The organism is Pararoseomonas baculiformis (assembly GCF_017813395.1).
Classification (GTDB): Bacteria; Pseudomonadota; Alphaproteobacteria; order Acetobacterales; family Acetobacteraceae; genus Roseomonas; species Roseomonas baculiformis.
On record NZ_JAGIZB010000009.1, the window covers coordinates 157,863 to 183,117 of the forward strand.

26 protein-coding genes and 2 tRNA genes are annotated in these 25,255 nt (G+C 68.1%); 18 read left to right on the forward strand and 10 right to left on the reverse strand.

The features are described from left to right. Positions 1-192: 192 nt before the first annotated feature. Together J8J14_RS11470 and J8J14_RS25755 are read right to left on the reverse strand one after the other, a co-directional pair. Positions 193-1,764: a GMC family oxidoreductase gene (locus J8J14_RS11470; RefSeq protein ID WP_209379637.1), complete on the reverse strand. Its 1,572-nt coding sequence runs from the start codon at positions 1,762-1,764 to the stop codon at positions 193-195. A 112-nt stretch (positions 1,765-1,876) separates the two neighbouring features. Further along, a complete protein-coding gene (locus J8J14_RS25755) occupies positions 1,877-2,230 on the reverse strand; it encodes a transposase (RefSeq protein WP_408895880.1) in 354 nt (117 codons plus the stop codon). Between the two features lie 60 nt (positions 2,231-2,290). On the opposite strand from J8J14_RS25755, the gene J8J14_RS11480 reads away from it, so the two are divergent. The 9 genes from J8J14_RS11480 to J8J14_RS11520 are packed head-to-tail and all read left to right on the forward strand — an operon-like array spanning position 2,291 to position 9,675. Next, positions 2,291-3,667, forward strand: a complete 1,377-nt coding sequence (locus J8J14_RS11480; RefSeq protein ID WP_456307512.1) for an outer membrane protein assembly factor BamB family protein — start codon at positions 2,291-2,293, stop codon at positions 3,665-3,667. After that, positions 3,624-3,932 carry a PQQ-binding-like beta-propeller repeat protein gene (locus tag J8J14_RS11485; RefSeq protein WP_209379640.1) on the forward strand — a complete coding sequence of 103 codons (309 nt, stop codon included), beginning with the start codon at positions 3,624-3,626 and terminating at the stop codon, positions 3,930-3,932. Before J8J14_RS11480 ends, J8J14_RS11485 begins: the two co-directional genes overlap by 44 nt. Beyond that, a complete protein-coding gene (locus J8J14_RS11490) occupies positions 3,929-4,471 on the forward strand; it encodes a c-type cytochrome (RefSeq protein WP_209379641.1) in 543 nt (180 codons plus the stop codon). Before J8J14_RS11485 ends, J8J14_RS11490 begins: the two co-directional genes overlap by 4 nt. Continuing rightward, positions 4,468-5,457: a cytochrome c oxidase subunit II gene (coxB, locus tag J8J14_RS11495; RefSeq protein WP_209379642.1), complete on the forward strand. Its 990-nt coding sequence runs from the start codon at positions 4,468-4,470 to the stop codon at positions 5,455-5,457. Before J8J14_RS11490 ends, coxB begins: the two co-directional genes overlap by 4 nt. After that, entirely contained in the window at positions 5,454-7,367 is a 1,914-nt protein-coding gene (ctaD, locus tag J8J14_RS11500) for a cytochrome c oxidase subunit I (RefSeq protein ID WP_209379643.1), read from the forward strand. The genes coxB and ctaD overlap by 4 nt, the downstream gene beginning before the upstream one ends. Beyond that, positions 7,364-7,966 carry a cytochrome c oxidase subunit 3 gene (locus J8J14_RS11505; RefSeq protein ID WP_245215670.1) on the forward strand — a complete coding sequence of 201 codons (603 nt, stop codon included), beginning with the start codon at positions 7,364-7,366 and terminating at the stop codon, positions 7,964-7,966. Before ctaD ends, J8J14_RS11505 begins: the two co-directional genes overlap by 4 nt. Further along, entirely contained in the window at positions 7,963-8,295 is a 333-nt protein-coding gene (locus tag J8J14_RS11510; RefSeq protein ID WP_209379644.1) for a hypothetical protein, read from the forward strand. Before J8J14_RS11505 ends, J8J14_RS11510 begins: the two co-directional genes overlap by 4 nt. Then, complete coding sequence (locus J8J14_RS11515) at positions 8,283-9,176, forward strand: cytochrome c oxidase assembly protein (protein WP_209379645.1); 894 nt, start codon at positions 8,283-8,285, stop codon at positions 9,174-9,176. Before J8J14_RS11510 ends, J8J14_RS11515 begins: the two co-directional genes overlap by 13 nt. Beyond that, the gene (locus J8J14_RS11520; RefSeq protein ID WP_245215671.1) at positions 9,166-9,675 is read left to right on the forward strand and encodes a c-type cytochrome; all 510 of its coding nucleotides are present in this window, start codon (positions 9,166-9,168) and stop codon (positions 9,673-9,675) included. Before J8J14_RS11515 ends, J8J14_RS11520 begins: the two co-directional genes overlap by 11 nt. Before the next feature lie 50 nt (positions 9,676-9,725). On the opposite strand, the gene J8J14_RS11525 is transcribed toward J8J14_RS11520, so the two are convergent. Further along, positions 9,726-10,631 (reverse strand): c-type cytochrome, encoded by a 906-nt coding sequence (locus tag J8J14_RS11525; protein ID WP_342452436.1) that lies wholly within the window; start codon positions 10,629-10,631, stop codon positions 9,726-9,728. A 344-nt stretch (positions 10,632-10,975) separates the two neighbouring features. After that, positions 10,976-11,743 (reverse strand): DUF3891 family protein, encoded by a 768-nt coding sequence (locus J8J14_RS11530; RefSeq protein ID WP_209379646.1) that lies wholly within the window; start codon positions 11,741-11,743, stop codon positions 10,976-10,978. A 316-nt stretch (positions 11,744-12,059) separates the two neighbouring features. Between J8J14_RS11530 and J8J14_RS11535 the strand changes: the two genes are divergently transcribed. Beyond that, positions 12,060-12,689, forward strand: a complete 630-nt coding sequence (locus J8J14_RS11535; protein WP_209379647.1) for a 2-hydroxychromene-2-carboxylate isomerase — start codon at positions 12,060-12,062, stop codon at positions 12,687-12,689. A 1,072-nt stretch (positions 12,690-13,761) separates the two neighbouring features. On the opposite strand, the gene J8J14_RS11540 is transcribed toward J8J14_RS11535, so the two are convergent. From J8J14_RS11540 to J8J14_RS11565, 6 genes are all read right to left on the reverse strand, one after another. After that, positions 13,762-14,784, reverse strand: a complete 1,023-nt coding sequence (locus tag J8J14_RS11540; protein WP_209379648.1) for a metallophosphoesterase — start codon at positions 14,782-14,784, stop codon at positions 13,762-13,764. A 290-nt stretch (positions 14,785-15,074) separates the two neighbouring features. Then, complete coding sequence (locus tag J8J14_RS11545) at positions 15,075-16,385, reverse strand: protein kinase domain-containing protein (protein ID WP_209379649.1); 1,311 nt, start codon at positions 16,383-16,385, stop codon at positions 15,075-15,077. A 26-nt stretch (positions 16,386-16,411) separates the two neighbouring features. Then, complete coding sequence (locus J8J14_RS11550) at positions 16,412-17,260, reverse strand: vWA domain-containing protein (RefSeq protein ID WP_209379650.1); 849 nt, start codon at positions 17,258-17,260, stop codon at positions 16,412-16,414. Positions 17,261-17,790: 530 nt separating this feature from the next. Next, complete coding sequence (locus tag J8J14_RS11555; protein WP_209379651.1) at positions 17,791-18,429, reverse strand: transglycosylase SLT domain-containing protein; 639 nt, start codon at positions 18,427-18,429, stop codon at positions 17,791-17,793. Between the two features lie 871 nt (positions 18,430-19,300). Next, a tRNA-Gly gene (locus J8J14_RS11560) sits at positions 19,301-19,375 on the reverse strand. Between the two features lie 56 nt (positions 19,376-19,431). Next, positions 19,432-19,506: transfer RNA gene (locus J8J14_RS11565), tRNA-Gly, on the reverse strand. A gap of 75 nt (positions 19,507-19,581) precedes the next feature. Here J8J14_RS11565 and J8J14_RS11570 point away from each other — a divergent pair. The 8 genes from J8J14_RS11570 (at position 19,582) to J8J14_RS24965 (ending at position 25,231) form a co-directional block, all read left to right on the forward strand. Continuing rightward, on the forward strand, positions 19,582-20,091 hold the full coding sequence (locus tag J8J14_RS11570; RefSeq protein WP_245215674.1) for a prolyl-tRNA synthetase associated domain-containing protein: 510 nt from the start codon (positions 19,582-19,584) through the stop codon (positions 20,089-20,091). Between the two features lie 69 nt (positions 20,092-20,160). Beyond that, the gene (locus tag J8J14_RS11575; RefSeq protein WP_209379653.1) at positions 20,161-21,087 is read left to right on the forward strand and encodes a tetratricopeptide repeat protein; all 927 of its coding nucleotides are present in this window, start codon (positions 20,161-20,163) and stop codon (positions 21,085-21,087) included. A gap of 87 nt (positions 21,088-21,174) precedes the next feature. Further along, a complete protein-coding gene (locus J8J14_RS11580; protein WP_209379654.1) occupies positions 21,175-21,837 on the forward strand; it encodes an LON peptidase substrate-binding domain-containing protein in 663 nt (220 codons plus the stop codon). Between the two features lie 11 nt (positions 21,838-21,848). After that, the gene (locus J8J14_RS11585; RefSeq protein ID WP_209379655.1) at positions 21,849-22,064 is read left to right on the forward strand and encodes a Trm112 family protein; all 216 of its coding nucleotides are present in this window, start codon (positions 21,849-21,851) and stop codon (positions 22,062-22,064) included. A 7-nt stretch (positions 22,065-22,071) separates the two neighbouring features. Then, the gene (locus J8J14_RS11590; protein WP_209379656.1) at positions 22,072-22,464 is read left to right on the forward strand and encodes a gamma-butyrobetaine hydroxylase-like domain-containing protein; all 393 of its coding nucleotides are present in this window, start codon (positions 22,072-22,074) and stop codon (positions 22,462-22,464) included. Next, the gene (locus tag J8J14_RS11595; protein ID WP_209379657.1) at positions 22,461-23,699 is read left to right on the forward strand and encodes a NupC/NupG family nucleoside CNT transporter; all 1,239 of its coding nucleotides are present in this window, start codon (positions 22,461-22,463) and stop codon (positions 23,697-23,699) included. Before J8J14_RS11590 ends, J8J14_RS11595 begins: the two co-directional genes overlap by 4 nt. A 102-nt stretch (positions 23,700-23,801) precedes the next feature. Further along, positions 23,802-24,581, forward strand: coding sequence for an imidazole glycerol phosphate synthase subunit HisF (gene hisF, locus J8J14_RS11600; RefSeq protein WP_209379658.1), 780 nt, complete (start codon positions 23,802-23,804; stop codon positions 24,579-24,581). 257 nt (positions 24,582-24,838) lie between these two features. Continuing rightward, positions 24,839-25,231, forward strand: a complete 393-nt coding sequence (locus tag J8J14_RS24965) for a phosphoribosyl-ATP diphosphatase (protein WP_245215697.1) — start codon at positions 24,839-24,841, stop codon at positions 25,229-25,231. Positions 25,232-25,255 lie beyond the last annotated feature (24 nt).

The window sequence follows — 25,255 nt, forward strand, 5'->3', positions numbered from 1 at the left end:
CGAGGGCGATGCATGGGATGCGCTGCACCAGCTGACCCCGCTCTGCGGTGAGCTATTCCCAGCAAAGCAGGGGGGATTATGGAGTTGCTGGTTAGGCGTTGACCCTTACCACCGCAGGGGTGGGTCAGCCGGCGCTGATGAAAGTGGCGGAATGAGCGTCACTCAACCTGATCGGCGCGGAATGCTCTCGACTCACATTGGCTTTGCTGTCCGCATGCGCTGCGCGGCCATCTCTCCGATCATGACACAGGTGAAATGCAGATTGGCGCGGCAGTCCGTGGGCATGATGGATGCGTCCGCCACCCTCAACCCGCGGACACCGCGTACAACCAGGTCCGGATCCACCACACCTCGCGGATCCTCGTGGACGGTCATCCGGCAGGTGCCGGCCGCGTGCTGGATATCTCCGGCTTCCTGAAGCATCAGGGCGTCCAACTCAGCGTCGGGCAGGGCCGCCGCTTCCGTCATGGCCAATCCGGTCTCCCCGAAGGTGATCGCGTCCGCGATCCGGGCCACGGGCTCCAGCCCACAAAGACGCGCCAGGCGCCGAACGCCGTCGCGCATCCGCAACCGGTCGGCCGGATGGTCCAGCATGTTCTCATCGATAACCGGTTGCGCATCCGGTTCCGCCGAGGTCAGGCGTATCTCGCCCCGGGAGAAGGCGTCGTAGAGCGCAACCCCGATGCCGCCGGCTGGCGACACGCCGCCCTCCACCAGGCCGCGATGGTTATACGCGACCATGATCATGTCCCGCTCGCCGCCACCCCCGAGGCGGCTGCTGTAGGTAACGCAGAGGTTGGTGTGGCGGGCATCCGGATGCCCCGCGCGAAACTCAGGCCTGAGGGCCAGGCTCGCACGCAGGATGGGGTGGTCCATCAGGTGCTGCCCCACCGCAGGCTGGTCATGCAGGACCGGGATGCCGAGGTCACGCAGCGTCGCCGCCGGTCCAATGCCGCTGCGCATCAGAAGGCAGGGGCTGTGGATCGCGCCGGCCGAGAGGACCACTTCCCGGGCGCCGATCTCCTCCCACGCACCACCGCCGAAGCGAACGCGGACGCCGCGGACGCCGTGTCCTTCGAACAGCACCCGATCCACCAGAGCCTCGCCCCGGATCTCCAGATTCGCGCGCCCCCGCGCGGGCTCCAGATAGGCGTCGTTCGTCGTCACCCGCACGCCCCCACGCAGGTTGATCGGGTTGCAGGAGACTCCTTCGCCTTCCGGCGCGTTCAGATCCGGCTTCAGGGGATAGCCGCCCAGCAGCGCGGCGTCGCGCAGGGCCAGGTCCACCGCCCCCCATTCCGCCTCGGGCATGCGCCAGACAGGCAGCGGCCCGCCCTGCCGCCGGCCCGGCACGCCGAAATCTGCGTCGTCCTCAATCCGGTCGAAGAGCGGCATCACCTCTGCGGCGGACCATCCCTCGCAGCCTATCTCGGCCCAGGTATCGAAGGCGGCGGGCACCCCGCGGATCGCGATCTGGGCATTGACGGTGGACGACCCGCCCATGGTCCTGCCGCGCCAGTAGAATTTCGGCGCCTGCGCCCGGGTGCGGCGGGCCATCAGGCCGGGCCACTGCCATTCCGCCTGATGCCGGGGGTCGTGCATGAAGGGCACGATATTGGGGCTGCGTAGCGCGGCCGGCGCCTCCGCCGGGCGCCAGTCGCGGCCGGCCTCCAGCAGCAGAACGCGGCGCCAGGGGTCCTCCGAGAGACGCGCAGCAAGGGCAGCTCCAGCCGAACCGGCGCCGACCACGATGACATCGTACATGGTGACGAATCTCTCCAGGCGGTGAAGGACAGGGCTGTCGCTGGGTCAAGTCGTCAGCACAACTTCGCAGCTCGCGCCATGGCTGGTGGCGTAGAGCGCTGCCTCAGGTGCCTCACCGAGCCGCGATGTGCGAAACGGAGCTCGCCAGCGTTCTGCGCCAGTCCAGGCCAGTGAGGCAGATCAGGCTTCCCGCAAGGCCCAGGGCCGCTCGCAACAGGACTTGCAAGAAGACCTTTGGCGTCAGCACGCACGGGATCGCCCCGTCCGCGAAGACCCGAGGGCAGCCTCGCCGGCCAGCCCGTCCCCTCCAGGCCGTCACAATGGCTCCTTGACCGCTATTGGAGCTTCGATGTCGTTTTGCGCTCCGATTCCAGCAACTCTGCTCCGATCCAGCGTTTCGGCTAATGGATACGTCAGCTGGGGGACAACACAGGGCATGGGCCCGCTGCATCACGCCGTGCGGCATCCTGGGTGGGCACAGCTCGCCGCTCGCATGACCCTGTGCCTACTTGCGGCCTTGATCGGAATGCCCGCCCTCGCTCAGGAGGGGCGTGGGGAGGCGATTACCGCTGCCAATGTGGCCTCACTGCGCGTTGTCCTCGCCCGCCCAACAGGCCGCCCAGAGCCCCATCAGGTAGCCCCGGTCGCCGCTGGAGGCCTTCTCTTTGTCCTCACTCCTTTCCCCCATGAAGTGCTTGCCTTGGACCCTATGCAGCCCAGCGCGCCTCCCCTCTGGCGGCACACGCCCGAAGCAGACGGGCGCGCAGTCGGGCTGGCCTGCTGCGGCGCCGTGGGTGGTCTCTCGTCGCAGGGAGATAGCCTGTACGTCGCTTCGCTCGACGGGCGCCTGACCGCGCTGGACGCTGCGAGCGGCGCCCTGCGCTGGACCGTGACCGCGGCCGATCCAGGGCAGGGAGAAACCCTGGGTGCAGCGCCACTGATACGGAATGAGCGGATCTTCCTCGGCAATGCAGGGGACGATTTCGGGGCACGCGGCTGGGTGGCTGCCCGTGATGCAGCGACGGGACACCTTCTCTGGCAGCGTCACAGCACCGGCCCGGACTCCGAAGTTGGAATCGGCCAGGGCTTCCGGCCGCGCTATCCAGGCGAACTGGGAGAGGATCTTGGAAAGGTCAGCTGGCCGCCCTCCGCCTGGCAGCAAGGCGGAGGAGGAGTCTCCGGGCCCATCCTGCTCGATCCCACGCTGAACCTCCTCTTCCACGGAACCGGTCATGCCGCACCCTGGAATCCGGCGCGGCGGGCGGGGGACAACAAATGGACTGCCGGCCTCTTCGCCCGCGATCCCGCTACGGGAGAGGCCCGCTGGTTCACCGGCTTCAGCCCGCATGACCCGCACGCCCTGGGCAGCGCGACCGCCAATATCCTCGCCGAGTTCCCCTGGGAGGGGCAGCGCCGGCGCCTGCTGATCCATCCTGACCCGAATGGCCGCGTCTACCTGCTCGACCCTGGCAGCGGCGAGATCCTCTCCGCCGAGCCCTTCGTGGCGGTGAACGCGACCGAGGGGGTGGACCTGGCCACGGGGCGCCCGCGCTGGAACGAGGCCAAGCGGCTCGAAGGGAACGGCATGCTGCGGAATGTCTGCCCGGGCCGCCCCGGTGCGCTGGGAGGCGAGCCGGATTTCCTGGCCGAGGCTGGGCTGCTCTTCCTGCCCGCCAGCCGGCTCTGCATGGATATCGAGTTCCGCGACGCCTCCTATATCCGCGGCACCGGCTACACCGGGGCGAACATCCGCCTGGGAGCACGGCCAGGCCAGCCGCGTGGCGCGCTGGTGGCCTGGGGACCCGGCCGCGGCACGGCCGGCCTGGACGGCCGAGGAGGCTTACCCCCTGGGCGGTGGCGTGCTGGCCCTGCCCGACGGCGTGGTTCTCTACGGCACGCGTGATGGCTGGTTGAAGGCGCGGGACGCGCGCACCGGGCGGGAGCTGTGGCGCTACGATGCGGGAACGGGGATCGTCAGCCGCCCCCTCGCCTTCCGCGGCCGCGATGGCAGGCCCTATCTCGCCGTGCTGGCCGGCGATGGGCGCGGAGCGGGCCGCGAGATCGACATGCGGGACGCCAGCGCCGATTCCGGCATGGCCCATGCGCTGCGGGACTTGCCCCCCCCGCGCGAGCCGGGCGGCCTGCTTCTCGTCTTCGGCCTGCCATGAAGCCCTGGCACGCCGCCTTCCTCACCCTCCTGCTGCTCGCGGGCTGCAAGCGCGAGCAGCGCCAGTACCGCCTTGATCCTGCCATCGCAGAGTCGCTCGACAGGGTCGAGGTCTTGCCTGTCGGCATCAACGGGCGACCGCCCCGGGTGATCACGATCACAGGGGATCCGTACCGCACAAACGCCTATCAGCTGAGCCAGGGAAAACGGCTCTATGCCGGCTTCAACTGCCAAGGTTGCCACGCCGATGGCGGCGGCGGCACAGGCCCTGCCCTGATGAATGGCTGGTGGCGCTACGGCCCGGACGCCGTTTCCATTTTCCTCTCCATCCGCGACGGCAGGCCGAATGGCATGCCCGCCTTCCGTGACCGAATGACCCCCGAACAGATCTGGCAACTCACCGGCTACATCCAGAGCCTTGGCGCCACTCGGGCGAGTGGGGCGGCTCCCAGCCGGAACGATGCCATGCAGACGCGCCCTGCGGAGAACCGCGCCCCTGCCATGTCGCGCCTCCCCTCCCCCTATGAAGGCGGGCCATGAGGCGGCTCCTACCGCTCCTGTCAGCCGGGCTGCTCGCGGGCTGCACGGGCTGGCAATCGGCCCTGGCACCGCGCGGCCCGGTTGCGGATGACCTGCACGGGCTGTTCTGGCTGTTCACCATCACCTGCGCCCTGGTCTGGCTCGCTGTCATGCTGGTGCTGCTGGCGGCCCTGCTGCGCCGCCCGCCGGATGGGAAGGCGCGGCAGGAGCGGGCCATGCAGCACTCCGCGCGCGCGATCGGCGGCGCGGTGGCCGCGACCGTGGTGATCGTCGCCGGCCTCACCGTCGCCAGCTTTCTCGCCACCCGCAGCATCTCCGCCCATGCCGAGGATGCTCTGGTGATCCGCCTGCGCGGCTACCAGTGGTGGTGGGAGGCGACCTATGCCGATCCCCGCCCGGACCAGAACTTCATCACCGCGAACGAGATCCACGTCCCCACCGGCCGCCTCGTGCGGATCGAACTGGCGGCCGCTGATGTCATTCATTCCTTCTGGGTTCCCAATCTGTCCGGAAAGCAGGACATGATCCCCGGCCGCGCCAACAGCCTGGCCTTCACCGCCCGGAAGCCCGGCACCTACCGCGCCCAATGCGCTGAATTCTGCGGTCTGCAGCACGCCCATATGGCCCTGCACGTGGTGGCCGAACCGCCGGAGGCTTTCGAGCGCTGGCGGACGGCGCAGGTCGCCGAGGCCGCGCGCCCCCACGGGCCGGAAGAGGACGAAGGCCGCCGCATCCTGGAAAGCAAGGCATGCGGCGCCTGCCACACGGTGCGCGGCACCCAGGCCGCAGGCAATCTCGGCCCCGACCTTACCCATGTCGGCAGCCGCCAGTTCATCGCCGCCGGCATGCTGCCCACCACGCGCGGCAGCCTCGCCGCCTGGGTGGCCGATCCGCAATCCATCAAGCCCGGCAGCAACATGCCCATGGTGCCCCTGACCGCAGACGAGTTGCAGGCCGTCTCCGCCTATCTGACGAGGCTGCGTTGACCGCGGCGCTCAAGGATCGCGACCTTCGCGACACCGCGCTGGAGGAGAAGCTGCTGCATGCGCGCCTGGCGCATACCTGGCGCACGCCCCCGGGCCTGATCGGCTTCTTCACCACGGTGGACCACAAGCGGATCGCGGTGCGCTACATCATCACCGCCTTTGCCTTCCTGTTCCTGGGCGGCATCCTGGCGATGCTGATGCGCTGGCAGCTCTCGCGCCCCGAAGCAGGTCTGATCGGGCCGGATCTCTACAACCAGATCTTCACCATCCACGGCTCCACCATGATGTTCCTCTTCGCCGTGCCGGTGATGGAGGCGGTGGGGGTTCTGCTGGTTCCGTTGATGCTGGGCACGCGCAACATCGCCTTCCCGCGCCTCAACGCCTTCTCCTACTGGATCTACCTGGCCGGCGGGCTCGTGCTCTGGGTGGCCTTCGTGCTGGACATGGGGCCGGATGTCGGCTGGTTCGCCTATGTCCCCCTCTCCGGGCCGCAATACTCGCCTGGGAAGCGGGTCGATATCTGGGCCCAGATGATCACCTTCACCGAGATCGCGGCCCTCGCCATCTCGGTAGAGATCGTGGTGACGGTGCTGAAGCAGCGCGCCCCGGGCATGAGGCTGGACCGCATCCCGCTCTTCGTCTGGGCGAGCTTCGTCACCTCGCTCGTGGTGATCCTCGCCATGCCGGCCATCGTGCTCGCCAGCACCATGCTCATCCTGGACAGGCTGGTGGGCACGCATTTCTACAACCCATCCGAAGGGGGCGATGCGCTGCTCTGGCAGCACCTGTTCTGGTTCTTCGGCCACCCGGAGGTCTACATCATCTTCCTGCCGGCCACCGGCATGATCTCCTCCATGCTGCCCACCTTCGTGCGGCGCCCGGTCTTCGGCTACCTGGCCCTCGTGCTGGCGATGGTCAGCATCGGCCTGCTCTCCTTCGGCCTCTGGGTCCACCACATGTTCACCACGGGCCTGCCACGCGTCGGAGAAAGCTTTTTCACCGCCTCATCCATGGCCATCGCCGTGCCGGCCGGAGTTCAGATCTTCTGCTGGCTCGCCACGATCTGGCTCGGCCGGCCGGTCTGGCGCGTGCCCTTCCTCTTCATCCTCGCCTTCTTCTTCACCTTCGTCCTGGGCGGGCTGACAGGCGTGATGGTCGCCTCGGTCCCGCTCGACACCCAGGTGCATGACACCTACTTCGTCGTCGCGCATTTCCACTATGTGCTGGTGGGCGGCGCGGTCTTTCCGCTGCTGGCCGCGATCACCTACTGGTTCCCGAAGATGACCGGGCGGATGATGAGCGAGCGGCTGGGCCGGTGGTCCGTCGCGCTGCTCTTCCTCGGCTTCAACTTCACCTTCTTCCCCATGCATATCCTCGGCCTGCAGGGCATGCCGCGGCGCATCTACACCTATCAGATGGATCTTCCCTGGGGCGGGATGAACCTCTTTGTCAGCCTCTGCTCCATCGCGCTGGCGCTGGGCTTCGCGCTCTTTGCCTTCAACGCCATCCGCAGCACCCGTTCGGGAGAAGCCGCCGGGGACAATCCCTGGGGCGCGGCCACCCTGGAATGGGCCACCTCTTCACCACCGCCGCCCTATAACTTCGCGCGCATCCCGGTGGTGAGCAGCGCCAACCCGATCTGGGACCAAGGCCAGTCGCTGCCGGTTGCCTCCGGCCTCAGCGTCAACAGGCGAGAGCTTCTCGTCACCACCACCGCCGATGCAGAGCCGGAAGTGCGCGAAACCTCGCCAGGCAACTCCATCTGGCCCTTCCTCTCGGCCATCGCCACCACGATCATGCTTGTCGGCTCCATCTTCACGCCATGGGCCGTGGTCTGGGGCTCCATTCCCGTGGCCATCGGGCTCATCGGCTGGTTCTGGCCACGCGGCACGCCGGAGGATGATTCATGAACCAGCGGATCATCACCGACCTTTCGCGCCTGCCCCTGCACGGATCGGGCACCGCCAGCCTGACCTGGTGGGGCACGCTGGCCTTCATGCTGATCGAGGGCATGGGCTTCGCCTTGGCGATCGGCTCCTATCTCTACCTCGTCAGCGTGGCCGCCGAATGGCCTCCGGGCGGCGTGCCGCCGGATCCGCTCTGGGGCACCGCCGTCACCGCCGTGTTCGTGATCAGTATCGTGCCCAACCTCCTCCTCTCCCGCTGGGCGGGAGAGGAGGATCTGCGGAAAGTGCGGATCGGGATCGTGCTGATGTCGGTCCTCGGCCTGGTGCCGCTGGCGCTGCGGGTGTTCGAGTTCAGCGCGCTCAACATGTCCTGGGACAGCAACGCCTATGGTTCCATCACCTGGCTGCTGCTGGGCCTGCACACCACGCATCTTGTTACCGACGTGGCGGACACCTTCGTATTGGCCGCCGTGATGTTCACCCGGCACGGGGACAACAAGCGCCGCTACGGCGACGTGCAGGACAATGCCCTGTACTGGAACTTCGTCACCCTTACCTGGCTGCCTGTCTATGCCTGCCTCTATGGGATACCCCGGCTGTGACGCCGCCGCCCGCGCATCCGGTACTGCTGGCCTGGGCGGGGCTGGTCATGGGCCCGGCGGCCTTGCTGGCAAATACGCAGCTTGGCCTGACGCTCCCCTATGCGGAATGCGGGGCTTCCCTCCGGCCGGGCCCCTTCCTGTCCGGAGCAGCCGTCCTTCTTTCCCTTCTCGGCGCCTGGCTGTCCTGGCGCGCCTCGGGGCTGCGGCGCAGCGGAGCGGGGATGCCAGGTTTCATCGGCTCGCTCGGTGCGCTGACCGGGCTGATCATTGCCTTCGCCCTGCTGCTGCAGAGCCTTGCCACACTGGTGATCAGCGCATGCGCGCGCTAGCCGCCCCCGCCCTCACGGCGCTGCTCCTCCTGCCTCATGCCGCCTGGGCGCATGGCGGCGAGCAACACGAGCACGGCCCTGGCTGGACCTTCGATCCCTGGGTGCTCACCCCGTTGCTGGTATCCCTCGCCCTCTATCTGGCCGGCACCGCCCGCTTGTGGAGCCGCGCCGGGTATGGGCGCGGCATCCGCCCGTGGCAGCTCTCCACCTATCTCGCTGGCTGGCTCTTCATGGCCGGCGCGCTCCTCTCGCCGCTGCACTGGTTCGGGGAACGCGTCTTCACGCTGCACATGATCGAGCATGAGATCGTCATGGCCGTGGCCGCGCCGCTCCTAGTCCTCGCTCGTCCCGCCGGCGCGCTCGCCTGGGCGCTTCCCGCCCGCTGGCGCCATGCCCTGGGGCGCATCGGCCGCACCCGCCCGATGCGCGCGGCCTGGCTGGCAGTCACCGCGCCTGTCTTCGCCACCCTGGCGCATGGCGTGGCCATATGGGCCTGGCACATCCCCGTGCTCTTCGACGCGGCGGTGGTCGTATCCCTGCTGCATCGGCTGCAACATCTCAGCTTCATCCTCACAGCCCTCATCTTCTGGTGGGCCCTGCTGCGCCGATGTTCCGCGGGCTCCGCCGCGCTCCACCTCTTCGTCACCATGATGCACACGGGCGTGCTGGGGGCGCTGATGGCCCTTGCGCCGCGCGTGCTCTACACCACGCAGACCGCGCAGGCCGGCCTCTGGGGCCTCACCCCGCTGGAGGACCAGCAGCTGGCGGGTCTGGTGATGTGGATCCCGGCTGGCACCATCTATGTGGCGGCCGCGCTCGGCTTCACGGCCTCCTGGATCAGCCGCGCAGGCCGGGGCGGGAAGGTCGCACATGCGCCCTAGGAACGCCCTCCGCCTCCTGGCGATCGGCCTGCTCGGATGGGCTGCCTGGCGCGGCACCACGGACCAGCCTGTCGCCACCACAGCGCCTGCCATCCAGCTTCCCCGCCGCCGCGTCCTGTTCCTTTCCATGGCCGCCGCCCTGCTGTTCGCCGCCTGCATCGTCTTCGGCATCACGGCGCTGCAGCGAAGCGAGCAGCGGCAGGTTGCCCATGCCATCACCGGCGGGGACCCCTCTCGCGCGCCGGAACTGATGATCCGCTACGGCTGCGGTGGGTGCCACGCCATCCCTGGCGTGCCCGGCGCGACGGGCCGCGTGGCCGCCCCGCTCACCGGACTGCGGGAACGGGTCTATGTGGGCGGCGTGGTGCGCAACTCGGCCGATAACCTCGTCGCCTGGATCGTGGATCCGCGCAGCCTCTCGCCGCGCTCGGCCATGCCCCGCACCGGTATCACCGAGGCGGAAGCCCGGGACGTGGCCGCCTTTCTCTACACCCGGTGATCCAAGGGCGGCGCCGTGCGTAGCGGTGCGATGACGAGCGGCCAGCCATTTCAATCCGAAGAGAGCCCCGGCGTGCGGCGCGAGGGGAGGCTGTGAATGTAGGTGGCAATCGCGCGCCTGTCCTCTTCCGGCAGTTCCGACATGTTGCGCACGACATCAGCCATGGAGCCGCCGGTCTTGCGAAGATCAGGGGTCCAGCCCTTTGCAAGCACCGCATCAACCTGCTCAACGGACCAGGTTCCGATAGCGTGCGGCGTGATGTTCGGCACGAAGCCAGTACCCTCTTGGTCCGGCCCACCTGCGAAGCGCGCGCTCTCCTTCACAGCGTAGAGCAGGTTGCGCGTGGAATGGCACTCCGCGCAATGCGACATGGCCTCTACCAGATAGTGCCCGCGGTTCCACTCAGGGCTGCGTTCAGGGTCATGCGCGATGGTTGTGCGGTCGAGAAACAGCAGTTTCCAAAGTCCGATGCCCCGCCGAAAGCGGAACGGCAGGGGCAGATCGTGCGCCGGCTGCTTGCCTTCCACGGGCGGCAGGCTGCGCAGATAGGCCATGAGGTCCCGGACCTCCTCAGGCCGCATCCGGGCATAGGCGACGTAAGGCAAGGCGGGATAATAATGCGTCCCCCTGGGCGAGACGCCGGACATCAGAGCATTGGCCAGGTCGATCCCGCGCCAGGCCCCGATCCCGTCGCGAGGATGCGGCGAGATGTTGGGAAGGTTGAAGGTGCCGAAAGGTGAGGCCAGGGCCAGGCCGCCGCCCAGGCGCAATCGGTCAGGCTGGCCCGGAGAGGCGTGGCAGGAAGCGCATTGCCCCGCCAGAAAGACAACTCGCCCATGTTCCACATCCCCGTTCTCGAAGCGCGCTGCCTCTGCCTCGACAAAGGCAGGACGGGGCGTTGAGAGCACCCAGAAGCCCGCGCCTCCAAGGAGCGCGATGAAGATGCCGAGAATCACTATCCTGCGCAAAAGCTGCCTTCTCCTGTTCTGACAGGCCAGCCGGCACCATTGAAGAATCCCGAGTTCCGGGCGCCCTGCCCCACAACGGCCGAACTGCCGTTTCCGCTTCGCAGTGCGCTTGTTTCGACGCCGAATTCGGCGCCCTCTGCCCGGTCAGGGATCATAATGGCCTCCCTCATTCGGATGTGGTGACTCTTGGAGAGCGCCTGATCGTAACCAACGCCAGCCTGACTGTCCGGTTGTGAGACCTCCTTGGCCCCTTCAGCGATGAGGCGTGCGCGGGCGCGGCAGGCGCCATCGTTGACAGGTGCCGCAGCCAGCCACGCCGGCCGCCTGATCCATCAGGGCGGAACCAGGGTCTCCGTCAGCGTGCCCCACTGTGCTTCGCGCAGGTCGCGGCGCATTGCCTCCTGGTCGGTCCAGCGGGTTCCGGGGGGGAGGCGGATCGCCTCGCAGCGTAAGGTCAGCATGCCCTCGCGGAAGGGCCAGGGGTCGAGCGACCAGCGGCACGTGTCCTGCCGCACAAGGTTCATCCGGCAGGTGCTGCCATCCTCCATCGGCGCTTCGCCCGCCTTGCTTGGATCAGCGAAGCAGAGTGCCAGGGAGAGGGCGTCTGTCGCTGCGATGAGGGCCGAGTTCCGCGCCACCTGGTCGGGCGCCGCGCCGAGCCTGGCAGTCCAGTCCGCCTGGAGCGCCTCCTCCTTGGCCGCGTTGCGGTGGATCGCGGCCTGATCCTCGTGCGGCAGGCGCTCCGGGTCCATGTACTGCGTGTAGATCCGGCTACCGTGGAGGGAGATCAGCAGGGCAGGCCAGAGGCCCCAGGCGGCGCGGGCCGTCTCCACGCCCCGCGCCCACATCGGGGCATGGACCGCCGCACCGAGGCTGGTGAAGGCGTGGGGCAGGCCCGTCTCCGGATCGAGGGTCGGGGCGGTTTCCCAGGAGAGCCAGGCAATGTCGTGCTGCCCGGCAGCGAGGATCACCTCGGGCGCCGGGTCTGGCCGCGCGAAGCCGGGGGCGCCCCAGGCAGCCATCATCTGGCCAGAGAGCAGGGCGTGGGAGGGTTGGGGAATGAGGAGGCGGGTGCCGTCCTCCGGAGGTCGCAGGATCATGCAGCATCAACGCGCGAGCGGGACTTCGGGACATAGCGAGCCCTGGTGCGCGCCCCTGTGCGCCAGCCGTAGAACGCTGTCAGCACCAGGACGGCAGCACAGGCCAGTGGCCCGGCCCAAGCAGTCAGCTCATCCTTGTCCATCGAGCCCCCCCTGCTAATCGGCCCTTCCGGTGGGCACAATCACGGACTCGCACCAGCACCCTGCAGGCCCCCAAGTACTGTTGCGAAGCTACAGCTGATGGGCACACCGCCGTCCGCGAGGTAAATGTTACCCGCGCGAGCGGGCGGGTAATCTGCCCACACCCGCGGCGCACATGCAGCAGCAGGAAACAATGGCGATGGGCTTGCACGTCGACTACTTCGCCTCGCTGAACTCACCCTGGACACATCTGGGCGCCGCCCGGCTCGAGGCGATGGTAGAGCGCCACGGAGCCACCCTGCGCATCTATCCCGTGGACTTCGGCACCATTTTCCCCGCCTCGGGTGGGCTTCCGTTGCCCAAGCGCTCGCCGCAGCGTCAGGCCTATCGCATGCAGGAGCTGGAACGGTGGCGGGAGCATCTGGGTATCCCAATCCATCTCCGCCCAAGCGCCTTTCCCACCGATGAAAGTACCGCCGCCCGCTGCGTTATCGCCCTCCGTGAGACACTTGGAGACAGGCCTGCGCTCGCCTTGGCGCACCGCGTACTCAGGGCCCTGTGGGAGGAAGACCGAAACACCGGCGACAGGGCCGTTCTGGAAGCCCTGATCGGCGAGTTGGGCCTGGATGCCGCGGCCGTCCTGGCATCCGCTTCGGATGAGCGCTGGGCGGAGCGACGGGCCCAGGACACGCAGGACGCGCTCGCACGGGGTGTGTTCGGCGCACCAAGCTACGTCGTAGGAGATGAGATCTTCTGGGGACAGGATCGGCTGGAATTCCTCGAACGCCGACTTGCCCGGGCGTAAGTCCCGGCCTGGTTACGGGAAAGCCGGGGACGGAAGTGGTCGTTCGGGCCAGGGGAGTGCTGCCGTCCAGTCAGACCAGCCGTCGGAACTCAAAGTGGACGAAAGCAGGCCTTTCTCCACCACCGAGTTGACTCAGGTCGAGTGCTTGGATCACGGGCTACAGGGAAGCTGCTGCAATTGACGCTGCTGGCACCGGAGGTCGTAAAAGCGGTGCCTGACAGAACACGGCCCGTACCCCTTGAACTGTTTAGGCTCTTCTTGCGTCACTGTCGGAGTGAAACAGACAAGCACGTCGCCCTGGCCGGGAGAGTCCGCCTGGTAATTTCCCGGACCGTCCAAGCTCAATCAGCCGTGGTGCAGGAGCAGTGCTCCTCAGGCGTCTTCGTCAATGGCCGGCCCATCACTGGGCTGACTGCCGAATGAGGAAAGCCACGCGGTTCTCCTGGGTGCAAGTACATCCTCGAGACGTGTCATCTCCCGGCTCCCGATGACAAGAGAAGGCTGAGCAGAATCTGCACGAATGGGCCTCCGACGAGGACAACGAGCAGAAGGAGAAGACCCAACATAAAGAACACCAGCATGAGTGCCCGCCCGAGGCACCCGGCCCTGGCCGCCGGAGCCGGCGGAGCTTCCACGCCATAGGGTCCTGTGTCCGGCAGTCGCCGGCGTCGCGCCGCCCCCGCAAGCATGTCCCGCAGACGCCTCGCGAGTACGTCCCGCTCAGTACCCTCTGCGGGCGCGGATGGAGACCCCCACGGGTCAAACCTGCGCCGGGGAGCATGCGCCACAGGCGGAGAGGCAGGTGTGGCTGGTGGCGGGGGAGGCGCGGCGGGCCGGGGCGCGACCCTCGGCCTATCCGGCTCAACAGGCCTCCGGTACGGCGCGGCGGCCGGGCGCACCGGCTCGGCCATGCCAAACTGCGCGCCGCATTGGGGGCATCTGGAGGAGGTCAGCCACTGCCCCGGATCGTGGTTGGTGCAGAAGTAGCGGACCTGCTCCTCATGACACGCGCTGCACTCGCCTTGGGCCGTTTGGGTGGTCCCGCAGTTCGGGCATCGCAGGACAACACCGCTCATGGACAGGCTCCCGGGCTTGGCTTCGCGACAGCGCTGTCCTCTGCTGACGCATCTGGAAAGATCGCGTCGACCAGCGCCGCGGGAATGTGCAAGCGGTGCACCTGCGGAAGGGAGCCCTCGACGAAGCGCGCGAGCGTCGGTGTCCGTTCGTGCGGGCCGAACGTCTCGCGGGGCAGGCGGCGCGAAAGCGCTACGGTCGTCAGCAGCGGCCGCGCACGGTAGGCAGGGGGAATGGCGTATCGCTCTTCGATGTGGTCATGCCCGCGCACCATATGCGTGACCGGTCGCCCCATCCGGGCAGCCAGATCGCAGAAGGCCGCGAAGTCCTGGTAGCCGAACTGACTTCCGCGCGAGAAGCGGTTAGGCAGCTTCCGGCGCGCTGTCGGGTGCGCCCTGGTCCAGGTGAAATCCGCAAGACAGGCCGGGTCGTTCCAGTCGCCGCTCCCTTCGAGCCGCTCATGCAGGTCGCCGAGCGGAAACCCCGCATGGGCGATCAGGAGGCCGTCCGGAAGGAAGAGGGCGCGCGGCGCCGTCGCGAAAAACCGGACCGCCAGCTTGCCCGTGCGCTCCATCCATTCATGGCTGAGATGCGCGTTCAGGAAATCGGCAAAGTCGGCGGGCGAAACGCTCGAGGCGAAGCGGACGCCGTCATAGGACAGCGCCACGTCGTGGTTGCCGGCGATCACACAGATCCGCTCCGGCGCCTGAAGGATCAGCTCGAACACGCGCAGGAGGGTCTCGAGGCCGAAGCCCTCGTCGTCGAACAGGTCACCGAGGAAGACGATCCGTGGCTGCTCTGCGCCTGATCCGGGCGTCTCCTGCGCGATGGCTGCCAGGGCCGCCTCAAGCGCCAGGAGATCGCCATGCAGGTCGCCAACGATCCATAGCGGGAGCGCGGCATCCACCTCCGCCACCTGGATAGACCGGTCGTCCGGGCTAGCCCGATCGCGGTCAAAAAGCAGACCGGGACCGCCGGCGCGGTCGAGCAGGCTCTCCATGGCTTCCACCGTCGCACGCATGCGCGCGCGCAGCGCAGCAGGATCCACCGCCCGCCGGATCGCATCCCAGTCAAGGTCATGAAGGTCCCGCGGCTCCGGGATCGGGATTTCGGCCGGAGCGACGGCGGGCTCAGGCGCAGGAGGCAGGTTCGCCGCCTCCGCGGCCTCAGGCAGGAGGGGGGGCGCTGCGTCCTGTGTGGCTGTACCAGGGGCTTCGAAGGCTGGGGGTGTTTCCGGGGCAGGCCCCGGTACCGCGGGCTCAGGTCCTGGCTCGCCCGGGACGGGCGCGGCGGGAGGCTCGGGCGGATCGCTCATCCGGCGGCGCGCAGGGTCAGCGGCAGCTTGGCCACGCCCTTCGCCTCGCGGCCCACTGCGATCACGTCACCCTGGTTCAGGAGCCGTGAAGTGGTCAGAGCACGTCCGTTCACGAGCGTCTCGTTCGTGGTCGGGCCGACTGGCGCCAGCACCCACTGCCCGGCCGACCCGCGCTCGATCACGCACTGGCGGCTGTCCCAGAACTCGGCCTCCGGCCCGAACTGCCGCATGAGAGCCTTTCCCAGCTCCGTTCGAACCCTGATGCGCAGAGCCCGGCCATCACTGCCCTGGAGCTCAACCCCTTCGGAGACGAGCGGCTTGCGAGGCGGCACCGCGGAGGCGGGGGAGGCTGGCGCCGGGGCTGTCTTCGGTGCCCCCGCCGCAGGCGCACGGTTCCGCCCGCTCAGCACGGCGCGCAATTCCTCCGCAGTCGGTCGGGTTGCCGGATCAGGCGAGAGGCAACGATGGAGCGCTGAGCTGACATCGGCGTTGCCGGCCGGCTCCGCCATCATCCCGACCAGGGCGGGCGGCCTGGCCTCATAGGCCTGGACGCGCCTCGCATACTCCCCTGGATCCTCGGACCAATAGGGATGCTGCCCGGCCAGAAGTTCGTAGAGCATCAGCCCGCAGGTGAATATATCCGAAGCAGGCACGGGTATGCCGCCTCGGGAAAGGTGCTCCGGCGAGCGATAATTGTCCGTGCCGACATAGCCCTGGAAACCATGCCAGGGCGCCCGCCGATCCGCGAGCAGGGAGAAGTCCATATCGATCAGCTTCAGCTGGTAGCCGGCGCCGATGGTCGGGTCCTTGATGAGGTAAGCATTGGCCGGCTTGAGGTCCGCATGCACGATGCCAGAAGAATGGAGCGCCCCGACCCCGGCCATGAGGACCTTCGCCCAGGTTACGTGCTGCGACCACACGGCCGGGTCACTGGTGGGCGCCCTTCCCGTCCGGCGGTGCGCTTCCCGCTCCTCGTCGAGGACCTGCTGCAGGTCGGCGCCGTTCTCAACGAACTCATACGCCTGGAAGTAGCAACGGCCACCCCATTGCTCCTCGAAGGCATCGACTTGGCGAACCGCGAAATGCGCGGCCTTGCCGCTCAGGACGCGTGCTGAAAGCTCCTTCTGATAGTCAACAAAGGCTTTGTACCAGACAACCGTTGGGGCGGGCGACTTGTACTGCTTGAAGAAGACCTTTCGCCCCGTCGGGCCCTGTGCGGCATAGGAGATGGCCATCATCCCTGGACCGAACACCTTGGTGATACGGTAGCCGTGGATGATGTCGCCGGCTTTCAGCTTCTTCGCCATGATGGGCGCTCAGCCTCCGTGAGCGCTCAAAGCGCCACGGTTTCGGCCGACCGAGACACGCTGGCCGCAAGCTGCTTGAGCGTGTTCCGGAAGTTCGCAGGATCGGAGGTGAACTTCTGCAGGGCCTCCTGCGGGCTCAGGCCCTCATATTCCACCACCTCCCATTCGGACTTATCGATCTGGCTCAGGCGGTCATAGCCCTCAAAATTAGGCGCGAAGAGGCTGAGGATAATGCGGTTGGCCATGACGACATTCGCGACATCCTGCAGCGATCCCCCCTTCGCCTCGGGGATGCCCATCGTCTCCTTGAAGGATGCGTCCGTGAACACCACGACGATCCGGGCGGCATCGCTCCGATAGCGCCACTTGCCGGGATCGATGGTCTGGGCGCCTTTGGGAACCGCCTCCATCGTGGCGATCTTGTAGAGTGCGTCGAGGAGCGATTCCGGCTCGTCGCCGCCACCCGCCGCCGTCAACGCCCCGAGTTGGGCCTTCAGGGCCGCTGCCTCGCGCACGAACGGATTGTCGACGATCCAGGGCAATCCCTCCGTCACCGAGCTTTCCAGGTCCCGGTAACCGACAACCTTGGCGCGCCAGTCTTTGACGGGTGCAGCGTTGTTCGCGTCGCCACGGTTCAGGGAATCAACGAAGGCCTCGATATTGTAGCGAAGCGCGTCGATGCACGGCGCCATGCTGCCGCTGACATCGACGACGAAAACGATATCCGCCACGCCCTTCGTCTTGCCGCGTGTCTGCGGAACCTGCAGGTTCGCCGCGGGCTCTGCGACGCCGGAGGAGGTCTCCGGCACAGGCGCCGTATCGGCCGCGGAACCTGTCGTAGACGCCTCCGGCACTGATCCGGCCTCAAGGTCCATCCCCGCGCCGGGCGTCGTTCCCATCTCCGGATCAGTGGCGGACGGGATTGGCGAATGCTCAGTGCCGCTCATTCTTCTGCTCCGCGAACAAGGCCAAACGACAAGGGGCCGATCTGCACCCGCGGGTAACGGGTTAAGCATGTGGAAGTTCACTCGCTGCCCGGAGTTCCGCTTTTCCAGCACGTTTCAGCTAGTTAGCCCACGAACCGTGTGCGCGCCTGACCAGCCGGCTTCAGGAAAGCTGAGGCCGGGATCTCGCCACGCAAAGCCGCCAGGCTGCTCAGCGGGCGCGGGCCAAAGGAGCGGCGTTGCGGTACCACTGCGTGAGTAGCTTGCGAGACAACAGACAAAGGCGCTGGACTTCCCAGTTATCGCCGCCTACGCACCCGGCCCGACATGGCGCCAGATGCACTTCCGGTGCCGAACCTGTTCCTCCCAGGTCAGCTGCGGCGGAGTGGCCTTGGAAACGCCACTCGGATTTGCGGGTGCGAAAAGTTGGCATTGGCCCGGTTTTGCGTTGAGCCGGAATGTCAGTTTTCTGAGGTCGCTATCAGCACCGGTTCCGTGCTCTCTCGCACCGGCGGCGCCAAAGGCGTGTCTCTCGGGCCGAACATCTCGGCCACTTCTGCGTAGACCTTGCCCAGAGGCAAAGCTCGTCCACCACGTTCGAAGACACCGGGATTGCGCTTGCTTGCCTCGCCCACGACCGCCACGCTGGACCGCCTCGGGCTCTCATTCAACGCCGCAAGAAAGCGCCTGGCGCCGGTAGGGCCGAGTAGGTGCACGAGGTAGAGGTCAGCAGCGCGAGCAGGTCGCCCAATCGAGGTTTCAAGGACAGGACGAGCTTGTTTCAGCCGTTCTGCCGCAAGAATGGCCGAGAGTGCCGGATTTTCCCTGAGACGCAGAATACGCCGCAGCACCCGTCCATCCCGGACCGAGATGTTGCCGTCGCGGTCAGTCACCAGGACCGCAGCATACCCCGCGAGGCCATGACGTGACCCGAAATCGCGAACAGCCTCCAGCCAGGTGTCCCGAGTGAACTGCATCAGGCCGGTGGCGGAGGATGCTGGATTGCGCGCCAATGGGTTCAGGCGGCTCTCTCGGTCGGCGATCCGCCGCAGTACATCGGCGTTCAGTCCACTTGCACGCTCCGCTCGCTCGAGAGCCACGCGAACAGCCTCCTGGCTACCCCCTCCGCTCCTCTCTCCAGATCTGGTCGGTGCTCGCCGGCTTTCCTGTCTGCGTGCAGATCTCGCTTCCCTTCGCTGGCCAGCGGGCTTTCGGGCCGGCACAGCCGCGTGCCGCTCCTGACTTGCCGCGTTGGCGCGCCGTTGCGCCCCCCGGGCAGCTTCCGCTTCGGACATAACTGAGGGGTGGGCGAGCATTGAGGTCGCCAGGGCAATGGCGGGCAGACACCTTCGCAAAAGTGGTGCTACCGCGCCAAGAAGGAGTGTAGCTGTGCGCCGGGGCAGGGTGGCAGCAGGTGTGGGCACCCGGATTCCTCGCCTCATCCGCGGGCCGTGCGGCCTGCCGCCTACTAACCCTCAAACTCCGCGGAAGTTATTTTGAATAACGGAATCGTTGGCGAAATACCCGCGGTGCGGGAAAGTCTCCATCACCATCTTTACTGATGCGAGTACTGATGAGGTATTCATCAGGACGTTCACCAGCAGGCAAGTGGTAACGCGGGCCATAGGCCCTTGCGGGACGTTGCCGACGCTCGGCCAGTTTCGCCTCACCCCGTGCGACGGCGTGAACCCGTCGCTGCAGTCGTTCGACCAACCATTGGCAAGGCGGATGCGCAGGTCGTTGAGGTAGCACTGCGGATTGACGCCGATCAGGCTGCAAGCTCCCAAGAAGGACGCGAGGCCAGCCCCGAGGGGGCCTCAAGCTACGAACCTTGCCGCGGTCGCATGGTTCTGGCCCGCAGGAACTGGATCGAGCCAGGGTCCGAGACGGGGTGGCGCTGGAGGGTACAGGCAAAACCACGCCTAAAGAGCGCCCTAACCTGCACCGGAGAATGTTTTGAGGGAGGCGGATTGGAGCGGGCGAAGGGATTCGAACCCTCGACCCCGACCTTGGCAAGGTCGTGCTCTACCCCTGAGCTACGCCCGCGCTCCGCGCACGAAGTCCGGCGATCCAGCCAGCATTCCATGATATGGAAGAGAGGCTGGAGCGGGCGAAGGGATTCGAACCCTCGACCCCGACCTTGGCAAGGTCGTGCTCTACCCCTGAGCTACGCCCGCACTCCGTGCGTGGCGGGCGTATGACATGGGGCGGGGGGGCTTGCAAGCCCCCTCCCACGCATGGATCACACCCCTATGCCCGAGACGCCCGAATCCCTTCTCGCCCGGCTCGAAGCCCTGGGCATCCTGGCCACGACGCACCGCCACCCGCCCCTGCACACCGTCGCCGAAAGCCAGGCCCTGCGCGGGAACCTGCCCGGCCTGCATGTAAAGAACCTCTTTCTCCGGGCAAAATCGCCCCAGCCCTTCCTGCTCGTGGTGGCCGAGGAGAACACACCCCTCTCCATCAACGCCCTCGCACGGCAGCTCGGCACCGGCCGCCTGTCCATGGCGAATGAGGCGGAACTCTACGAAAAGCTCGGCGTCCGCCCGGGCTCCGTCACCCCGCTCGCCCTGGTCAACGCCCCCCCGGGCAGCGTCCGCACCGTGATCGACCACCGCCTGCTCACGGGCCCGGGGCCGGTGAACATCCACCCCCTCACGAACGAGGCCACCACCGCCCTCGCCCCTGCCGATCTCCGCCGCTTCCTCGAAAGCCTCGGCCACCCCATCGAACCGATCGATCTGGCCGCCCCGCTTGCCTGAAAGCCCGCGCAGCGCATCTATGGGCTACAAGCCCAGCCAACCACGCCAGCCCTTCCGGAACACCGCCCGATGAGCACCCTCCTCGACCAGACCCCTCCCCCGGCCGCCGACATCATCAAGGATGGCGACCAGAAGAGCTTTATGCAGGATGTCGTCGCGGCCTCGCGCGAAGTGCCGGTGCTCGTCGATTTCTGGGCCACCTGGTGCGGCCCCTGCAAGCAGCTCACCCCGGCGATCGAGAAGGTCGTCCGCGCCGCCGGCGGCCGCGTGCGCCTGGTGAAGATCGACATCGACCAGAACCGCGCCCTTGTCCAGCAGCTCGCCCAGCTCGGCCTGCCGCTCCAGTCCGTCCCGACCGTCGCCGCCTTCTGGCAGGGCCAGATCGCCGATCTCTTCCAGGGCGCCCTGCCCGAGAGCGAGCTGAAGAAGTTCGTCGAGAACCTGCTGAAGCTCGCCGGCGGCCAGATGCCCTCCGCCGACCTCCTGGGCGAGGCAAAGCAGGCCGCCGAGGAAGGTGACCACCAGACCGCCCTGCAGCTCTACGGCGCCCTGGCCCAGCAGGAACCCGAGAACGCCGCCGCCCTCGCCGGCATCGCCCGCTCCCTCATGCAGCTGGGGGAGGAGGAGCAGGCCGCCCAGCTGATCGAAAGCCTTCCCGCCAAGCTCCAGGAACATGCCGAGATCTCGGCCGTCCGCTCTGCCCTCGAACTCGCCAGCGCCGGCCGCGAGGCCCGCGCCAAGCTCGCCGAGTACGAGGCGCGCCTGGCCGCCGATCCGAATGATCACCAGGCCCGCATCGACCTCGCCGTGGCGCTCAACGCCGCGGATGACCGGGCCGGCGCCGTCGATGCCCTGCTGGAAGCCTTCCGTCGGGACCGCGCCTGGAACGACCAGGCCGCCCGCAAGCAGCTCCTGAAGTTCTTCGAGGCCTGGGGCTTCGAGGACCCGGCCACCAAGGCCGGGCGCCGCAAGCTTTCAGCCCTCCTGTTCAGCTGAGGCCGGGGAACCGCGCCTCGTTCCTGCCAGTGAAACGCGCCTGACCGGGCGCGTTTCCATCCATCATCCGGAGAACGGGAACAGGCCATGCCCTTCCACCCCACGGGCCTTGAAGCACTGCCGGCGGAGATCGCGATCTTCCCCCTCACCGGCGCGCTGCTGCTGCCCGGCGGCCGCCTTCCGCTGAACGTCTTCGAACCCCGCTACCTCGCCCTGGTCGAGGCGAGCCTGGCCCATGGCCGCCAGTTCGGCATGATCCAGCCGGACCTCTCCCTGCCCACCACCGCCCGCGGCCCCGGCCTCTACCGCGTCGGCTGCCTCGGCCGCCTCTCCTCCTTCGCCGAAACGGAGGATGGCCGCTTCCTCGTCACCCTCACCGGCACCATCCGCTTCCAAGTCGCCGAGGAACTGCCGATGCAGGACGGCTACCGCCGCATCCGCGCGGACTACACCCCCTTCGCCACCGACCTCCTCCGCCCCGCACTCCCCATCCAGATCACCCGCCCCCCGCTGCTGGACGCGCTCCGCGCCTATTTCCGCGCCAAGAGCATCGAGGCCAACTGGGAGGCGGTGGAGCGGCTGGACGACCATTCCCTGGTCAACACCCTCTCCATCGTCTGCCCCTTCGACCCCGTGGAGAAGCAGGCCCTGCTGGAAGCCCCCGACCCCGCCGCCCGTGCCGGCACGCTTCTCGCCATGCTGCGGATGGACAGCCTGCCCGGTCCGGGCCAAGACATGCGCCCGAGTTGAGGACCATCCCGATGAGCCAGACCACGACCCCGGCGGGTGATGCCCCCGCCTCCCCCAGCGTGGATCCCCGCCTGCTGGAGATCCTCGTCTGCCCCGTCACCAAGGGCCCGCTCCGCTACGACCGCGCGGCCGGCGAACTGGTGAGCGAGGGCGCAGGCCTCGCCTATCCCATCCGGGACGGCATCCCCATCATGCTGCCCGACGAGGCCCGCCGCCTGGCCGGCTGAACGGCCCATGGCGGCACCCACCCCCACCGAGATCCGCCTGAACCGCACCGAGCGCCGCCTGGAGGTGGCCTTCGACGACGGCAGCCATTTCAGCCTGCCCGCTGAATATCTCCGCGTCGAAAGCCCTTCCGCCGAAGTCCAGGGCCATGGCCCCGGGCAGAAGACTCTGGTGCATGGCAAGCGCATGGTCGGCATCACCGGGGTGGAGCCGGTCGGCCAATACGCCGTCCGCCTGATCTTCGACGACCGGCACGACAGCGGCATCTACAGCTGGGAAACCCTGCACCGCCTGGGCCGCGAATACGAAACCCGCTGGCCCGCATACCTGGCCGAGCTGGAGGCGAAAGGCCTCTCCCGGGACCTGCGCGGCCGCGCCGCGCCCCGCTCCGAACCGGCTTGATCCCTCTCCAGCTGCAATCGGCACTGGGCCTCCTCGCCCTCGCGGCCCTGGCCTGGGCGGTGGGGGGCTTCCGCCGCCCCCTCCCCTGGCGGACCATCGCCACCGGCCTCGCCCTCCAGATCATCCTCGGCGCGGCCCTCCTCCACATCCCGCCGCTCCGCGCCGCCTTCTCCGTGGCGGGACGGGTGGTCGATGCCCTGGCGCGCGCCACCCAGGCCGGCACCAGCCTGGTCTTCGGCTATCTCGGCGGCGCCCCGCTGCCCTTCGCCGAAGCCCGCCCCGGCGGCGCCTTCATCCTCTTCTTCCAGGCCCTTCCCATCGTCCTGCTGGTCGGGGCCATCTCCGCCCTGCTCTATCACTGGCGTGTCCTGCCGGCCCTGGTGCGGGTGATGTCCCGCGCCCTCCGCGCCGCCTTCGGCGTCTCCGGCGCCTGCGGCGTGTCGGTGGCCGCCAATGTCTTCACCGGCATGGTGGAGGCCACGCTCTTCATCCGCCCCTGGCTCGCCAGCCTCTCCCGCTCGGAACTGCTGGTGGTGATGACGGCGGGGCTCGCCACCATCAGCGGCAACATGCTCGTCATCTACGCCGCCATGCTGGCGCCCGCCGTGCCGGATGCCGCCGGCCAGCTCCTCGCCGCCAGCCTCGTCAGCGCCCCCGCGGCCATCCTCGCCGCCCGCCTCATGCTCCCCGGCGAAACCGCCCCGGAATCGGCGGATATCGAGGCACCCCGCCTCTATGACAGCGCGATGGACGCCCTCACCCGCGGCACATCGGATGGCCTCTCCCTCCTGCTGAACATCATGGCCGGGCTCATCGTCTTCGTGGCCCTGGTCGCGCTGGCGAACATGATCATCCAGCCCCTCACGGGCCTCACCCTCGAATCCATCGCGGGCGTGCTCCTCTGGCCGCTGGCCATCGCCATGGGCATTGCGCCCGAGGACGCCACCGCCGCGGCCCGCCTGCTGGGCATACGCGGCGTGGTGAACGAATTCGTCGCCTATCTGGAAATGGCCGGCCCCGCCGGCGCCGAACTCGCCCCGCGCACGCGCCTCATCCTCTCCTGGGCCCTATGCGGCTTCGCCAACTTCGCCAGCGTCGGCATCATGGTCGCCGGCATGGGCGCCCTCTGCCCCGAGCGCCGCGCCGGGATCGTCCGCCTCGGCCTGCCCGCCCTGCTCGCCGCCACCATCGCCTGCTGCATGACCGGCGCCACGGTGGGCCTCCTATCGCCCTGATGCCGCGCCGCGCGGCCGGCAAGCCTGATCATGCAGGATGGCGCTTGACCCCCGTGCCCGATCCTGCGCAATCGCAACTCGGCACGGTTTGGAAGGTCCCACATGCTCGCGCTGCGCGTGATCCCCTGCCTGGACGTAAAGGACGGCCGCGTCGTGAAGGGCGTGAACTTCGTCTCCCTGCGCGATGCCGGCGATCCGGTGGAACAGGCCCGTGCCTATGACCGGGAAGGCGCGGACGAGGTCACCTTCCTCGATATCGGCGCCACGCATGAAAACCGTGGAACCATGCTCGATGTTGTTTCCCGCACGGCAGCGGAGGTGTTCATTCCCCTCACCGTGGGAGGCGGCGTGCGAAGCGTTGAGGATATGCGGGCGCTGCTTCTCGCGGGCGCCGACAAGGTTTCGGTGAATTCCGCGGCCCTGGCCGATCCGGACCTCGTGCGCCGCGGCGCCGAGGCCTTCGGCAGCCAGGCCATCGTGGTGGCCATCGATGCCCGCCGCACCGCCCCGGGCCGCTGGGAGATCTTCACCCATGGTGGCCGGCGCGAAACGGGGGTGGATGCGGTGGAATGGGCCCGCCGCGTGGAATCCCTCGGCGCCGGCGAGATCCTCCTCACCTCCATGGACCGGGACGGCACCGGCGAAGGCTTCGACCTGGACCTGCTGCGCGCCGTGCGCGCGGCCACGCGCCTGCCCCTCGTCGCGTCCGGCGGGGTGGGGAAACTTGAACATTTTGTGGAAGGTGCGTCAGCGGGCGCCACGGGCCTGCTCGCCGCCAGCGTCTTCCATTACGGCCAGTTCCGCATCTCGGAAGCCAAGGCGGCCCTCGGCGCCGCGGGCTGGCCGGTGCGGCCAACGACAGAATCAAGGGAGGCGGCGTGATGGGCAAGGACGCGAAGCCGCGCAGGAAGAAGGTCACGGGCACGGAGGCGAAGGCGCCCTCCAGGAAGGCCGCCGCGCCGAAAAAGGCCACGAAGGCGGTGAAGGCCAAGCCGAAGCTGAAGCCCGCGAAGTGGAAGGAGGACCTGCGCGTCCTCCCCTCGCTTCCCGTGCCGCAGGACCTGGCGGATGCCCCCATCGCGGCCAATGCCCGCCCACCCAAGCGCGTGCGCCGCGCCGAGACCCGGCATCTCCAGCCGCTGAACCCCGGCCAGGGTATCCCCGAACCCGCCGTGCTGGACCGCCTCTGGGCCATGGTGGAGGAGCGCCGCGTCTCCGGCGACATCCAGACCTCCCACTCCGCCCGCCTGCTCGCGCGCGGCACCGCCAAGGTCGCCCAGAAGCTCGGCGAGGAAGCGGTGGAGACGGTGATCGAGGCCATGGCGGGCAACCGCACCGCCCTGATCAGCGAGAGCGCCGACCTGCTCTACCACCTCATCGTCACCTGGGTGGATGCCGGCATCCACCCCGAGGAGGTCTGGGCCGAGCTCGTCCGGCGTGAGGGAATCAGCGGGATCGCGGAAAAGGCCGCGCGCCAGAACCTCTCCACGGCAGGGGTGGTGAAGGCGGGGGAGACGACGAAGCTGCCCTGAGGGGCAGTTCCTCCTCTTCCCGCC